10 protein-coding genes, 1 other RNA gene and 2 pseudogenes are annotated in these 13926 nt (G+C 57.2%); 5 read left to right on the forward strand and 8 right to left on the reverse strand.

From position 1 onward, the window contains the following. Position 1: 1 nt before the first annotated feature. The 4 genes from FJD38_RS19405 to pelG are packed head-to-tail and all read left to right on the forward strand — an operon-like array spanning position 2 to position 5221. Complete coding sequence (locus FJD38_RS19405; protein WP_244302769.1) at positions 2 to 1369, forward strand: PelD GGDEF domain-containing protein; 1368 nt, start codon at positions 2 to 4, stop codon at positions 1367 to 1369. Continuing rightward, complete coding sequence (locus FJD38_RS19410; RefSeq protein ID WP_146386979.1) at positions 1347 to 2336, forward strand: HEAT repeat domain-containing protein; 990 nt, start codon at positions 1347 to 1349, stop codon at positions 2334 to 2336. The genes FJD38_RS19405 and FJD38_RS19410 overlap by 23 nt, the downstream gene beginning before the upstream one ends. Then, entirely contained in the window at positions 2333 to 3847 is a 1515-nt protein-coding gene (pelF, locus tag FJD38_RS19415; RefSeq protein WP_146386981.1) for a GT4 family glycosyltransferase PelF, read from the forward strand. Before FJD38_RS19410 ends, pelF begins: the two co-directional genes overlap by 4 nt. Next, positions 3848 to 5221, forward strand: a complete 1374-nt coding sequence (pelG, locus tag FJD38_RS19420; RefSeq protein WP_146386983.1) for an exopolysaccharide Pel transporter PelG — start codon at positions 3848 to 3850, stop codon at positions 5219 to 5221. It begins immediately after the preceding gene. Positions 5222 to 5517: 296 nt separating this feature from the next. On the opposite strand, the pseudogene FJD38_RS19425 reads toward pelG, so the two are convergent. From FJD38_RS19425 to FJD38_RS19440, 4 genes and pseudogenes are all read right to left on the reverse strand, one after another. After that, positions 5518 to 5706, reverse strand: a pseudogene (locus FJD38_RS19425) (DUF932 domain-containing protein); the annotation flags it as partial. Positions 5707 to 5881: 175 nt separating this feature from the next. Further along, positions 5882 to 6190, reverse strand: a pseudogene (locus tag FJD38_RS24835) (integrase arm-type DNA-binding domain-containing protein); the annotation flags it as partial. A gap of 273 nt (positions 6191 to 6463) precedes the next feature. Beyond that, positions 6464 to 6855: a transfer-messenger RNA gene (ssrA, locus tag FJD38_RS19435) on the reverse strand. Positions 6856 to 6930: 75 nt separating this feature from the next. Continuing rightward, positions 6931 to 7224: a hypothetical protein gene (locus FJD38_RS19440; RefSeq protein WP_122783731.1), complete on the reverse strand. Its 294-nt coding sequence runs from the start codon at positions 7222 to 7224 to the stop codon at positions 6931 to 6933. A gap of 548 nt (positions 7225 to 7772) precedes the next feature. Here FJD38_RS19440 and FJD38_RS19445 point away from each other — a divergent pair. After that, a complete protein-coding gene (locus tag FJD38_RS19445; protein ID WP_146386985.1) occupies positions 7773 to 8123 on the forward strand; it encodes a DUF6124 family protein in 351 nt (116 codons plus the stop codon). Between the two features lie 55 nt (positions 8124 to 8178). On the opposite strand, the gene FJD38_RS19450 is transcribed toward FJD38_RS19445, so the two are convergent. Genes FJD38_RS19450 through FJD38_RS19465 form a run of 4 tightly spaced genes read right to left on the reverse strand, consistent with a single transcriptional unit; the run spans position 8179 to position 13923 of the window. Further along, positions 8179 to 10977: an FAD-binding and (Fe-S)-binding domain-containing protein gene (locus FJD38_RS19450; RefSeq protein ID WP_146386987.1), complete on the reverse strand. Its 2799-nt coding sequence runs from the start codon at positions 10975 to 10977 to the stop codon at positions 8179 to 8181. Continuing rightward, entirely contained in the window at positions 10974 to 11645 is a 672-nt protein-coding gene (locus FJD38_RS19455; protein ID WP_146386989.1) for a LutC/YkgG family protein, read from the reverse strand. The genes FJD38_RS19450 and FJD38_RS19455 overlap by 4 nt, the downstream gene beginning before the upstream one ends. Further along, positions 11642 to 13102 carry a LutB/LldF family L-lactate oxidation iron-sulfur protein gene (locus FJD38_RS19460; RefSeq protein ID WP_146386991.1) on the reverse strand — a complete coding sequence of 487 codons (1461 nt, stop codon included), beginning with the start codon at positions 13100 to 13102 and terminating at the stop codon, positions 11642 to 11644. The genes FJD38_RS19455 and FJD38_RS19460 overlap by 4 nt, the downstream gene beginning before the upstream one ends. Next, positions 13099 to 13923 carry a (Fe-S)-binding protein gene (locus FJD38_RS19465; RefSeq protein ID WP_146386993.1) on the reverse strand — a complete coding sequence of 275 codons (825 nt, stop codon included), beginning with the start codon at positions 13921 to 13923 and terminating at the stop codon, positions 13099 to 13101. Before FJD38_RS19465 ends, FJD38_RS19460 begins: the two co-directional genes overlap by 4 nt. Positions 13924 to 13926 lie beyond the last annotated feature (3 nt).

The raw sequence follows: 13926 nt of genomic DNA on the forward strand, positions 1-13926 counted from the left end.
AATGAAATCTCCACACATGGATTACAGCCTGGCGCCACGCGCCAGCGGCCCGGTGTCTTGGCTGGAAACGATATTGGTGACGGGTTTGGCCATCGGCCTCGGGTTGTGGCTGACGCCTGAAGATCCGTTGCAGATTCACGCCGGTTTTCCTTGGCCGATTCTGGCGCCGTTGTTGGTTGGTGTGCGTTACGGCTTTGTACGTGGCCTGGTCAGCGCGGCTTTGCTGGTGTTGACCCTTTTAGTCCTGCGCTACCGGGGGCTTGAAAGTTACGCAGAGTTCGAACCGTCGTTTATCGTCGGCGTTCTGGTCTGCGGCATGCTGGTGGGCGAGGTTCGCGACTTGTGGATGCGCCGTCTGGAGCGGCTGCAAATGGCCAACGAATATCGTCAGTATCGTCTGGACGAGTTCACTCGCGCACACCAGATCCTGCGGGTTTCCCACGATTTGCTGGAACAACGCGTGGCCGGTAGTGACCAGAGCCTGCGTAGTTCCTTACTGGGCTTGCGCGAAAACCTGCGCTTGCTGCCGGACGCGGGCGATGCACTGAGCGCGCTGGCAGAACCGATCGTGACAATACTTGGGCAGTACGGTGCCTTGCGTGTGGCCGGGCTGTACCGTGTTGACGAGCTTGAAGAGAATGTCTTGCCTGAGCCCTTGGCAATGATCGGCGTGATGGGGCCGCTGGGTACCGAAGATGGTCTGGTCAAATTGTGCCTTGAACGCGGCGAACTGGTTAGCGTGCATCAGGAACTGATCGACTCTGGTAATTATTCGCAGTTCTCATCATTGCAGGCATGCATTCCGTTGATTGACGCAGAAGGCCGCCTGCTGGCGATTCTGGCGGTTAGGCAGATGCCCTTTTTCGCCTTTCAGGAACGTACGCTGAGTCTGTTGGCGCTGCTGGCCGGACACATTGCCGACTTGATGCGCCGTGATCCGCACGTGCTGCAACTGCCTGACGCTGATGCCCAGCAATTCACCTTGCAACTCAAAAGATCACTGGCGGATGTTGAGCAACACAAACTGCCAGCCGGGCTGTTTGCATTTGAGTTAACCCGCCAAAACGATGAATTGACGCGTCTGTTTCAGCGTAGCCAGCGGGGGCTGGACTTACATTTGCCGGTGCGCAACAACCGTGATAATCACCTGATACTGGTGCTGATGCCGTTGACCAGCCCGCAAGGAACCGAAGGTTATCTGGCGCGCATCAGCTTGTTGTTGCATGAACACTTTGGGATTGAGAGTGACATGCAAAGTCTCGGGGTGCGGGTCTTACCTTTTAATCTGGAGCCCGGCTGTGATCGCAACGGGCTGCGTAACTTCCTGTTCAACGAGTGTGGCCTGAATGATCAGCAAGTGGCTGTTTAGCGGTGCCTTGTTATTAGAGGCGGGCAGTTGGGCCAGTTTGTGGCTTGCGGTGCCTGAGTTACAACAATTGCTGGTGTTCACCCTCAGCCATGGACTGGCGTGCGTTTTGCTGTGCGCCGCGGTGTGGCTGCTATTGCCGGAACGCTACCGTTTACCGTTACCCTGGAGCCCGTTGTTTATTTTCAGCCTGGCGTTCTTTGTGCCGGTCATCGGTACTATCGGGGTGGTCGCGGCTATATTCCCCGCACTGTACCTGCCGCGTAAACGTGATAAGCAAGCCTGGCAAGCTGTTGGGATCCCGAGCCTGCCGTTTCGCGCGCAGTTGCAGCAGCACTCGCCCATTTTTTCCGATGGCGGTTTGCAGGATGTACTACGTCACGCGCCGGACCCTGATCAGCGCCTGGCGGCATTACAGGCGACCCGGCGTATGCCTGGCAAGGATGCGGTGCCGATCCTTAAACTGGCGCTGGGTGATCCGAGCGATGACGTGCGACTTCTGGCGTACTCAATGCTCGACAAGCAGGAAAGCGACATCAATTTGCGCATTCAAAATGCACTTGGGGAGCTATCTGGCGTGACTGCCAAGAGCGCTGGTGCAGTGCATGCCACGCTGGCGCGCTGGTATTGGGAGCTGGCGTACCTCGGGCTCGCGCAAGGTAGCGTGCTCGAGCACGTGCTTAATCAGGCCAGTGAACATGCCGAAAAAGGGTTACAAGCGGGTGAGGGCGGTGAACTGTATTTGATGGCCGGGCGCATTGCATTGGAACGAGGAGATGTCCTACGCGCCGAAGTGCTTTTGCATCAGGCTCAGGACAACGGCATGGGCGCCGCTCAGGTGCTCCCATTTCATGCGGAGTTGGCGTTCGAAGCCGGTCGCTACCATGAAATCCCCCAATTGCTCGCCAAACTTCCCGAGAAAACCCGTCAGCGTCCCCGTTTTGCTGAGCTGGTGAGGAGCTGGACATGAACCACAAGGAAGAGGCCTCGACGGCCGACATCTGTCTGCTGCTCGAAGGTACGTGGCCTTACGTGCGCGGAGGGGTATCGAGCTGGATTCATCAGATGATTCTCGGCTTGCCGGATTTAACTTTTTCGGTCATGTTCATCGGCGGGCAACGTTCGGCGTATTCAGAGCGTCGCTACGAAGTGCCGTCGAATGTCTTGCATATTGAAGAGGTGTTCCTCGAAGACGCCACTCGTCCGGCACAAATGTCGGGTTCACCCCGCAAGGCCGATCAACAGCAGCTGGAAGACTTGTATCGTTTTCTGCATCACCCGGATGCGCCCCCCCCGAAATTGGGCGAGCGCATGCTCGACTGCATTGCGCAAGGTCAAATGACCCTTGACGACGTGCTGCGCAGTCGAGCCAGTTGGGAGGTCTTGAGCGAAGGTTATCGGCAGCATTGCGCCGATCCGTCCTTCATCAATTATTTCTGGACCCTGCGCTCGATGCAGTCACCGCTGCTGATGCTCGCCGAGGCATCACGCAACATGCCCAGGGCGCGAGTGCTGCATTCGATTTCCACCGGTTACGCCGGATTATTGGGCTGCATTCTCAAGCAGCGGTGGAAATGCACCTATCTGCTGAGCGAGCACGGGATTTACACCAAGGAGCGCAAGATCGACTTGGCCCAGGCCAGCTGGATCGCCGACAGCTCCGGCCAAGCGCTGAACAGCAGCCTGGATGCCGGCTCGGGTTACATTCGGACATTGTGGGTGCGCTTCTTCGAACGCATTGGTCAACTGACGTACAACAGCGCCGATAAGATCATCGCGTTGTACGAAGGCAACCGTCAGCGGCAGATCAAAGACGGCGCTAACCCTGCCCGCACGCAAGTCATCCCCAACGGCATCGACCTGCCTCAATGGGCCGCGGCACTGCAAGCCCGAGCGCCAGGTATCGCACCGGTGGTTGGCCTGATTGGGCGAGTGGTGCCGATCAAAGACGTCAAAACTTTCCTGCGGGCAATGCGCGGTGTGATCAGCGCCATGCCGCAGGCGGAAGGCTGGATTGTGGGTCCCGAAGAAGAAGCCCCGGAATATGTAAGCGAATGTCGCAGCCTGATGGCCAGTCTGGGTTTGGAGGGTAAGGTACATTTCCTTGGCTTTCAGCGCATTCAGGACATTCTGCCCCAGTTGGGGTTGATGGTGCTGACCTCGATCAGTGAGGCGCAACCGCTGGTGATTCTCGAAGCCTGGGCCGCAGGCACGCCCGTGGTCTCCAGTGACGTAGGTTCATGCCGAGAATTGATCGAAGGTGCCAGCGCTGAAGATCGCGACCTCGGGCTTGCGGGTAACGTGGTGGCTATTGCTGATCCACAAGCCACGTCCGCCGCCATTCTCGAACTTCTACGCAGCCCCCAACGCTGGGAGGCCGCGCAAGCCAGCGGCTTACTGCGAGTCACTCGTTATTACACCGAAGCTTTGATGCTGCAGCGTTATCGCGACTTGTATAAAGCTGCCATGGAGAACAGTTAAATGGCCGGTATTGGCTTCGAACTGCGCAAAATCCTTTCGCGCGACTCCTACACGGCGACCTTGCACGCCTACGTGTATGCCGGCTTGATCAGCTCCGGGCCGTGGGTGCTATCGATCATCAGCGTTATGTTGGTGGGCGTTATCAGTCTGGGTTTGCTGTTGCCCAACGCTCTGGTTGGGCAATTTTTGGTAACGGTGACGTACCTGATGGCCACCTCGCTGATCCTTACAGGTGGGTTGCAGTTGTTCTTCACCCGATTCGTGTCCGATCGGCTGTATGAGCAAAAATTCGACCAGATTCTGCCCAACCTGTTGGGCATTCTTTTGCTGGTGACGATTGCTGCCGGGGTACTGGGCATAATTGTACTGGGCCTGCTCTTCGACCAGCCGTTGATCTATAGAGTGTTGGTACTGTCGAATTTCGTGGTGTTGTGCAACTTGTGGCTGGTGATCATCTTCCTCTCGGGGATGAAAGCCTATAACCGTATTTTGTTGGTGATGTTGGTGGGCTATACGCTGATGGTGGCGAGCGCTTACATACTTAGCGTCCTGCAAATGCCGGGCCTGCTGCTAGCGTTGTTGATCGGGCATAGCACGCTGCTGTTCCTGTTTCTCTACGACATTTTGCGCGAATACCGGGCGGACAAACTGATCGCCTTCGATTTCCTTAAGCGCCGCCAGGTATTTCTCAGCCTGCTTGCCACCGGTTTTTTCTACAACTTTGGCATCTGGATCGACAAATTCTTGTTCTGGTTCAACCCCGGTACCTCCCACGCCATCGTTGGCCCATTGCGCGCCTCGATCCTTTACGACCTGCCGATCTTCCTCGCCTACCTGGCGATCATCCCCGGCATGGCGGTGTTTCTAGTGCGCATTGAAACCGACTTCGCCGAATGGTACGACCGTTTATTTCGGGCTATTCGCGACGGTGAAACCTTGCAGCATATTGGTCAGCTGAAAACCGAGATGACCTTGTCGATTCGCCAGGGGCTGCTGGAAATTTGCAAAGTGCAGGGGCTTACGGTGGTGCTGCTGTTTCTGTTCGCCCCGCGCTTGCTTGAGTGGTTGGGCATCTCCAGTTACTACCTGCCGCTGTTCTACATCGATCTGATCGGCGTAAGTATTCAGGTGGTATTTATGGCGCTACTCAACGTGTTCTTCTACCTCGACAAACGAACGGTAGTGTTGGAGCTATGCGTATTGTTTGCGGTGTTGAACGGTGCTCTGACGCTACTAAGCATGTATCTGGGCCCAAGCTTCTTCGGTTACGGCTTCACCCTATCACTCCTGATTTGCGTCTTGCTTGCATTGCATAGACTGACCACGACGCTGCAGGATTTGGAATACGACACGTTTATGCTTTCTTCGCGGTGATGTGTAGGCCTGCGCCCGGTGCAAGCACCGGGTGGAACGGTGCAAGAGGAGTCAAGCCGTGCCAATTGTCGTTGGTCGCAGCGCTTAGGGGGGGCTCCGGGTGGAGTTAAAGCCTAGGTGTGTCCAAATCATACTTCGCTTTAGGTCGCAGTTTTGCGAGGACGCAATTAACAATTTTTTCGGGATCGGCGAATCTTTTTTTGCACTCTTCGATCAACGCTTGAAGCTTCGCGTCAGGAACATAGGGGCGTTTCACTTTGAGAGACTTGAAATTGCTGGGCTCTGTTGAATGTCTGGAAGGGATGGATCGCGCCCAGGCGGCCGATGATCTCTGATTTGAAGAGTACAGAGCTTTCCTGGATCGCCCAGTTCATGCCGGCTTCGCGTTGCCAGACTTCGATGGGTTGTTTCTGAGTGAGTTGATTGCATAGGCCATGCCACGGTGCAGCGCCAGCATAGGCCTTAGTTACGACGAGATGAGCCATGATTGAGATTCCTTTGGGTGCAGGCCGGCATAAAGCGCCGCGCCCAGCGCAGCACCGTCCGGATGATATGGATATAAAAGGTGTGGTACTGCTAGATCAGGCCGGCAGGTTAAAGCGGTTACCGCAGAGCAAGCAGAGGTTGTGGGCTAGCACGTGGCGATCAAGTGACTCACCCAGTTGGGCTCCGCCAGATGTCCTCGGCATAAGCTGGCGTGACCGCGTCCTTCTTCAGTTCAAACCATTCCGTCGCGACACTCTGGAATGTATGCTCGGTTTCAGCTTGCTTTGCTTGCAGCACGGTATCTCGTTGTTCTTTAGGATCGATGCCTTGGGCAAGTATTTCCCTCGCTGCCACGGAGCCCTTTCGTGCCTACGCTAGCGATATTTATGGGAAGGTCCCGAGGCCCATGTTGATCCGCTTTGTCATCACTGGGTGTCGATAGTTGAAGTTCCATAGCTTGAATCATTTACTTCTCGGTCGCATTTACAGTCTGCCACCGTCGAACAGGACATAGTCCTTTTCAGCAGGCTTGGCAGATTTGATTTTGAGCTCAGAGAGGCGAACTGCTTGTGCGCACATTGGCATCCCAGATGGGCATTCCAAAAGTTAGTATTGTTGGGCTTGGAATGCCATTTGGAATGCCATAAAGCGTGGATGCTCTTCGACGTCCGTGGACGTTGATGGCCCTGAAACCCCCGTATTCACTGGATTTCAGGCACAAAAAAAGACGTCCGTGGACGTCTTTTTCTGATCATTTGGTGGAGCCGGGGGGATTTGAACCCCCGTCCGCCAGTACTCCGCTGTCGGTACTACATGCTTAGCCGTTTCTATTAAGTTAACCCTCAGCGACCCGAAGGGCAGGGTGCTTTGGGCGAGTTGTGTAAGTTTTAGCCGCTTCGTCCACAACGTACTGCACGGCGATCCTGTTCTATATGACAATCACTTCAGGTTTACAGGCATCCCCTAGTGATTGCTGGACCCGAAGGTACCAGGAGGATGGCTAAGGCAGCTTACGCTGCGAGAGCTTGACCCTCGTAGGTTTCGTCATTGGCAACTATAGAAAGTTGCAACAGTGGATTTACGAGTTCTGTTACCAACTCGGCATGCACCTAGAGTTTCGCAACCGGCGTCGAATCCTAAACGGCCCCAGTGCTTGCTGTATGCAACCAGCAAGCTGCGGAGTCTACGCCAATCCCGCACACAAGGGCAACCTCAACAACGACTTACTGGTTTCCGCCTGTGGTGAGTTTTTGAATTTTCGCGATCTCTGCGGTGGTCACGTCAACACAGGCCTGGTTGTCTCCCTTCGCCTGTGCATCCTGCGCCGTTTCGTAGGCCTTTTTGAGGTTGTCGGTGGTGTTTTCACTGGTTGTCGGGATGCTCGACAAATAATCTTTAATTCTTTGCAGGTTGTCAGAACATAACTTGCCAGTGTTACTGGTTGTTTCGGCCGCAAACACCGGAGAAGCCAACATCGCAGCGCAAACGAAAAGACCAGCCAATGCGGAACGTTTCATAGGGGAAAACTCCTTGTGCTCATGATAGGCCCGGTTTCTCCAGGCTCGGTTATATGCCCCAAATACGGGGCCTTAAGCCAATTGACTATAGCTGGGATCAGGAGTTCTGCTCTCAGAGGGCCATCATTGAGGATTATTTTTTGCGCCCTAAAACAGGGCGAGTACTGAGGCCATATAGAAAGCAACCTTCGGCAGTGACACGTGGGTGGGTGCGCCTCAAAATCAGCCGTTTCGTACGAAAAGTCCCTTTCCATCTGGTGAAACTTCCGAGAAACTCCCGCTCGCTTGTGCCAGTTCATTTCGGGGCATAGTCTCGGCCCATCGCTGCTCATCAGCGGTCGGGTTTAGTCGCCCGGATTGTCATCTGGCGCATCAGCGCCACCCTTCGTGAGGCGCTTTTTTCGGCCCCGCGTTATGGTGGCCGTGCGCAGGGCGCCTTCGGGCGCGCCGGTTTCCAGATGCACCGGTCGACTAACCTGCGCACGGCTGCCACCCATTCGTTTAGTCGCGATGTGTGATAGCTCCTTTGAGGCATCTGGAGTTACATCATGAAAAAAATCACCCCCGATCCACCCGCCTTTACCCCACTCGCTGCTGCTCAGTGTGATGCACAGTCGTTGGACCGTGCCGCTGCTGATCGCGCCCTTGATTACTACTTGCTCGACTTTAAGCCTCCACGGCAGGAGGTCATGGTCACGTACACCATCCCCGACAGTGTCAATTTAGAAGCGGCTTTGGCCCAAGCGTCAGACTTGTTGCGCTGCGCGGGTGCTTCGGCCAGTGAGGCGGGGAAGGGTTTGAGCGGGTTGCAGCGCGATTTGGTGTTGTCGGTGACGCATTTGGTGGAGCTGGCCAAGGCGTATGTCGATAAATCGCTGGACGGTTTGGCGACGCACTAAGCAGCACGCGCCTGCTTGGCGACAGGCGCGTTAAATTGCTCGTTGGAGTAGCCCCTTAGCTGGTCACCCGATCCACCAGATAGACCAGCCCGTGGTAATCAATGCCACCGTGTTGGGTCAGGCCGATCTCGCAGGTACGGCTGGTGGAGATGCCTTCGCTGCAATGCTGCACCGCGTCTTTCAAGGTGCGCAGTGAGTGTGCATTCAGCTCCGGTGTGGTGAACCCTTTGTCCCCGGCAAAGCCGCAGCAATGAATCTCTTCGGGTATGACCACTTGTGTGCTGCACAGCCGTGCAATGTCGATCAACGCCTGACTTTCGCCCAGATGCTGCGTACTGCACGTGACGTGCACGGCAATGGGCGCGGTTTGAGGGGTGAACCTCAACTTATCCACAAGGTGGGTGCGGATGAAGCGAACCGGGTCGTACAAATCGAGGCGCGATTCGCCCAGGTCTTGCACTAAACGCAAGGTGCAGGGGCTGGTGTCGCAGTAGATAGGATCAAGCCCGCCACGGCTGGCGTGCAGCAGTGCGCCGATCAGTTCCTGGCGTTTGTGTTCGGCCTGTTCGTTATACCCTTTGGAGGCAAACGGCTGGCCACAGCACAAGCTGTCCATGTTGTCGGGGAAGATCACTTGGTAGCCGGCTTTTTCAAGCAAGCCACGGGTTTTGTCCAGCAGCGACATTTGTTCTTTGTCGCCAGCCGCCGGGCCCATCACCCGTGATACGCAGGCCGCCAGATAAACCACCCGTGGGCGCGCATCTTCAATGGGCGGGGTAAAGCGAACCGCCCGCTCAGGTTGAGGCATGGCGTTGGTCCACAGTGGCACCCGGCCTTTACTGGCCTTGGTCAATGCTGACGAAATTTTTGCCAGACGCGGTGCACCCAGCAGCATGCGGGCACCGTTGGCCACATGAAGCGTGAAGCGGGCGCCTTGCAGCGTTGTGGCAAAGTGATTACCCAGCCAGTCGGCCGTTTTGAGGTGTGTGGCGGTGCGGGCCCGCAGCTTTTTCACCAGCTCGCCGGTATTGATGCCCACGGGGCAGCGTTGGGCGCAAAGCCCGGTGGCAGCACAGGTATCAATGCCTTGGTAGGCGTAGGCTTCTTCAAGCTCGCGGGTATCAACCCCGGCGCGCTGTTTGGCCTGAATATCGCGCCAGATGACAATGCGTTGGCGTGGGCTGAGGGTCAGCCCTTTGGACGGGCACACCGGCTCGCAAAACCCGCATTCAATGCACTTATCCACAATCTCGTCCGCGGCAGGCATCGGTTTGAGGTGTTTGAGGTGGATGTGCGGGTCTTCGCTGAGCACCACGTCGGGGTTGAGAATGCCTTGGGGGTCGAGCAGGCGTTTGAGTGCCCACATTAATTGGTAGGCGTCGCTGCCCCATTCCAGCTCGACAAAGGGGGCCATGTTGCGCCCAGTGCCGTGTTCGGCCTTGAGTGAACCGCCAAATTCGACAGCCACCAGTTGCGCCACATCGTCCATGAACGCCTGGTAACGGGCCACTTCTTCGGGGTTGTTAAAGCCTTGGGTGAAGACAAAGTGCAAGTTGCCTTCCAGGGCATGGCCGAACAGGATCGCTTCATCGTAGTGGTGCTTTTCGAACAGCTCGATCAGGCGATTGACGCCGATGGCCAGTTGTTCCACCGGGAAGGTGACGTCTTCGATGATGACGGTCGTACCGGTCTTGCGCACCGCGCCGACGGCCGGAAAGGTGTCTTTGCGGATGGCCCACAGTTTGGCGTTTTCTTTCGGGTCTTCGGTGAAGTCGACTTGCTTCTCAACCGGGAAGCTGGCCAGCGAGGCCATGATGTGTGCCAGTTGTTCGTGCAATAAGGTCTGCGTGGCAGCGCGGGATTCGATCAGCAAAGCGCAGGCATTCGCCGACAATTGCTGTACGAAAGCCGGCATGCCGGGTTTGTCTTGCACCGATCGCAGGCTGCGGCGGTCCAGCAGCTCGACGGCAGAAACGGGTTGGCTTTTGAGCACGGTGACGGCGTTGCAGCAGGTTTCGACGTCGGGAAAGACAATCAGCGCCGAGGCTTTGTTCGGGTGATCGATCACGGTGTCGTAAGTCACCGAGCTGATAAAGCCTAACGTACCTTCAGAGCCCACCAGCAAATGGCTGAGAATATCCAGCGGCTCGTCAAAGTCCACAAGGGCGTTGAGCGACAGGCCGGTGGTGTTTTTCAGACGGTATTTGTGGCGAATTTTTGCAGCCAACTCAGGATTGGCGCGGGTCTCGCGGCCCAGCGTCGCCAACTGATCGAGCAAAGCCGCGTGGCTTTGGCGAAAGGCCGCGACGTTGGCAGCGTCTTCTGTGTCGACACGGGTGCCGTCGGCCAATACCACGCGCATGCCGGCCAGGGTGTGGTAGGTGTTTTGTGCCGTGCCGCAGCACATGCCGCTGGCGTTATTGGCGACGATGCCACCGATTTTACAGGCGTTGATCGAGGCCGGGTCAGGGCCGATCTTGCGGCCGAAGGGCGCCAGCCATGCATTGGCCTGAGCGCCAATAACGCCCGGTTGCAGGCGGATTTGCGTGCCTTGGCCACGTATTTCTTTGCCGTTCCAGTTGTCGCCCAGCACGATCAGTACGGAATCACTGATGGCCTGGCCAGAAAGGCTGGTGCCGGCGGCGCGAAAAGTGACAGCCACTTGATCGCGACGGGCCAGACGAAGCAACTCGACCACTTCGTCTTCTGACTCAACGCGGATCACCAGCTTGGGAATCAGCCGGTAAAAACTGGCGTCGGTGCCGAAGGCCAGCGTAGAAAGTGCATCGGTGAAGCGACGGTCTTGCGGGATCAGCCGTTCGGCGTCACGCACAAAGGCGCTGGGCAGGCTCATGCATCCTCCAGAATCAGGACCACCAAGTCTTTCGGGCCGTGAGCGCCGTAGGCCAATACTTGCTCGATGTCAGCGGTTTTCGACGGGCCGGACACCAGCAGCGCATTGGTCGGCATGCCTGCAGTCCAATTCATTTCTCGTTGCACTTGATAGAAGTTGTCACGGATCTCACTGGCCTTGAGCAAAGCGAAATGCACCGGCGGAACCAGGCTCATCAATCGCGGCTCTTCAGGCGTCGGCCACATGATCAGGCTGCCCGTGGCGGCAATGGCGCCCAGGGTGGTGGTCAGGCTGGCAGGGGTGTCGTTGAACAGTTCGGGTTTCCACTCCTCAACCGGCCGGTCGTAGGCTTTGAGTAAGGGTAAAGCAGGGTTTTGCGCCCAATGAGCCGTGACTTTTTGCCCGTGCGGTGTCGTTGGCGCTATCAGCAGGCTGGGCAGTTGGCGGTCAGTGACCAATTGCGCCAGCAGCGCGGGCCAGTCCTGTTCGGTGCTGAGGTGAATTTCCGTGTGCACCGCTTCCATCAACTTGCGCAGTTGCGGGATGCGCTGCTCGGCGGTGTAGGTCCACGGCTCGGTCACCAGCACTTCATCAAAGTTGTCAGGCACGGGCGTGGTGCCTGTCAGGCTTTTGCGCAGTTTGTTGAGGATGTTTTGTTTAGCGCTCATCGCGAGTCTCCCGATTTTTTCGCCAAATGTTCACGGGCCATGTCGTGCAGCGAACGGGCAGCGGGCTTGGGTGCGCTGTGGTTTTGTGTCCACGGGCCCACCTTGCTCGGCGTGAGTGCGCGCAGGCGAGTGGCGGCTTTGAGGAATGTGCGATAAAGCGCGGGTGAGCTGTTGAGCTTGGCCCACATGTTCCAGATCAGGCGCTCTTTGCGTGAGTACTTGCTGCCTTGGCCGCGCATGATGCGAGGTACGGTGTCGGGCGCTTTGACGTTTTCTTCGCGCAGACGGCGCAGCAGTGCCGGGATCGGGATTTTTACCGGGCACACTTCGCCGCACGCGCCGCACAGGGATGAGGCGCTTGGGTGATCCGGCACTTTGTTCAGGCCCACCATATGCGGCGTGATGATGGCGCCAATCGGACCGGGGTAGACCTCACCGTAGGCATGGCCGCCGATGCGGGTGTACACCGGGCAGTGGTTCATGCAGGCGCCGCAACGAATGCAGTTGAGGGTCTGGCGCAATTCGCTGTCGGCAAACGCTTGGCTACGGCCGTTATCGAGCAGAACCAAATGTACTTCTTCAGGGCCGTCCAGCTCGCCGGGCTTACGCGGGCCGGAGATCATGTTGACGTAGGTGGTGATCGGCTGGCCGAGGGCCGAGCGGGTCAGCAGCGAAACCAGCGGTACGACGTCACGCAGATTTTCGACGACTTTTTCGATCCCGGTCACGGCGATATGCACAGGCGGCACGGTGGTCGACATGCGGCCATTGCCTTCGTTTTCGACCAGTAGCAGCGTGCCGGTTTCAGCGACGGCGAAGTTGACTCCGGACACGCCGATGTCTGCTTCGAAGAATTTTTGACGCAGTACGCGACGGCCAATCTGGATCAGTTGGTCGACGTCTTTGGTGTATTCCACGCCGAGTTTTTCGTGAAACAGGTTGGCCACTTGCCCGGCATTCTTGTGAATGGCGGGCATGATGATGTGTGACGGTTTCTCGTTGTCGAGCTGAACGATGTACTCGCCCATGTCGGATTCCAGGCATTCAATGCCTTGGGCGCCGAGCACGTGGTTCATCTCCATCTCTTCGCTGACCATCGACTTGCCTTTGATCACCTGTTTGGCGGCGCGGCGGCGAGCGATGGACATAACTATTTCATTGGCTTCTTCAACGGTTTCTGCCCAGTGCACCTGCACACCATTGCGGGTCAGGTTGGCTTCCAGTCGCTCCAGCAGGTCAGGCAGTTTGGACAGGGCTCGGGCGCGGATGGCGTTGCCCAGTGCGCGTAAATGTTCGCGCTCATGGGCGTCGCTGAAGGCCACTGCGCGCTTGGTCATCAGAGAATCCATAGCGCTGCGAAAGTTGTTTCGCAGTTGCGTGTCGGCTAGCGCTTCATGGGCGCGCTCGCGGAAGTCTTCTTCCACTGCAACGGTAGGAATCAGTGTGCTGGTGCTCATTGTTCACCTCCGGTGCGCTGCCACAGGAAACTGGCCAGATGTTGGCCGCGCAGGGCTTGTTTCTGTTTTTCCAGCGAGCCGTTGATGTTCATCAGGCAACCGCAGTCAGCGGTCAGCACTTGATGCGCGCCGGTTTCAATCAGGGAGCGGGTCTTGTCAGCGACCATCGCGCCGGAAATGTCCGGCATGCGCACGCTGAATGTGCCACCAAAACCGCAGCATTCACTCTCGTGGCTGTGGTCGATCCGCTCGACATTGCTCAGTTGCGCGAGCATTTCGCGGCCGTGCAGGTGGGTGTTCATTTCGCGACGTGCAGAGCAGGAGGTGTGCAGGGCGACCTTGACCGGAGCACCGTGGTCTTTAAATTGCACTTTGCACACAAATAGCAGGAATTCGGTGAGTTCAAAGGTGCGTTCGGCCAGTGCGTGGACCTTTTTCAAGGTCTCGGGCTCGTCCTTGAACAGGTCTTCGTAATGCTCACGCAACATACCGGCGCAAGAACCGGACGGTACAACTACCGGGTAGTCTTCGGCAAACAGGGCCAGTTGCGAGCGGGCGACTTCCCGAGCCTGATCGGTGTAACCCGAGGTGTAGGCCGGTTGGCCGCAGCAGCTTTGGCCTTGGGGGTAATCGACTTCAATGCCTTCACGTTCAATCAGGTGAATCGCGTCCATCCCGGCCTCGGGAAAGAACAGGTCTACGACACAGGTGCCGAACAGGTAAACCTTGCGCGGTTTATGCGCGGGGTATTGGCGTGGCACAGGCAAGGGCGGGGCGACGCGGGTCGCATTCGGCACGGCGTTGTAAAAAAGCTCGCTCATCAG

This window comes from Pseudomonas saxonica (assembly GCF_007858365.1).
Classification (GTDB): Bacteria; Pseudomonadota; Gammaproteobacteria; order Pseudomonadales; family Pseudomonadaceae; genus Aquipseudomonas; species Aquipseudomonas saxonica.

What these genes read in the sequence shown, in the direction of transcription:
- FJD38_RS19440 (WP_122783731.1), bottom strand. Translation starts at nt 7,224, where the DNA reads ATGAAACGTTCCGCATTGGCTGGTCTTTTCGTTTGCGCTGCGATGTTG.
- FJD38_RS19405 (WP_244302769.1), top strand. Translation starts at nt 2, where the DNA reads ATGAAATCTCCACACATGGATTACAGCCTGGCGCCACGCGCCAGCGGC.
- FJD38_RS19445 (WP_146386985.1), top strand. Translation starts at nt 7,773, where the DNA reads ATGAAAAAAATCACCCCCGATCCACCCGCCTTTACCCCACTCGCTGCT.
- FJD38_RS19410 (WP_146386979.1), top strand. Translation starts at nt 1,347, where the DNA reads ATGATCAGCAAGTGGCTGTTTAGCGGTGCCTTGTTATTAGAGGCGGGC.
- pelF (WP_146386981.1), top strand. Translation starts at nt 2,333, where the DNA reads ATGAACCACAAGGAAGAGGCCTCGACGGCCGACATCTGTCTGCTGCTC.
- FJD38_RS19450 (WP_146386987.1), bottom strand. Translation starts at nt 10,977, where the DNA reads ATGAGCCTGCCCAGCGCCTTTGTGCGTGACGCCGAACGGCTGATCCCG.
- FJD38_RS19455 (WP_146386989.1), bottom strand. Translation starts at nt 11,645, where the DNA reads ATGAGCGCTAAACAAAACATCCTCAACAAACTGCGCAAAAGCCTGACA.
- pelG (WP_146386983.1), top strand. Translation starts at nt 3,848, where the DNA reads ATGGCCGGTATTGGCTTCGAACTGCGCAAAATCCTTTCGCGCGACTCC.
- FJD38_RS19465 (WP_146386993.1), bottom strand. Translation starts at nt 13,923, where the DNA reads ATGAGCGAGCTTTTTTACAACGCCGTGCCGAATGCGACCCGCGTCGCC.
- FJD38_RS19460 (WP_146386991.1), bottom strand. Translation starts at nt 13,102, where the DNA reads ATGAGCACCAGCACACTGATTCCTACCGTTGCAGTGGAAGAAGACTTC.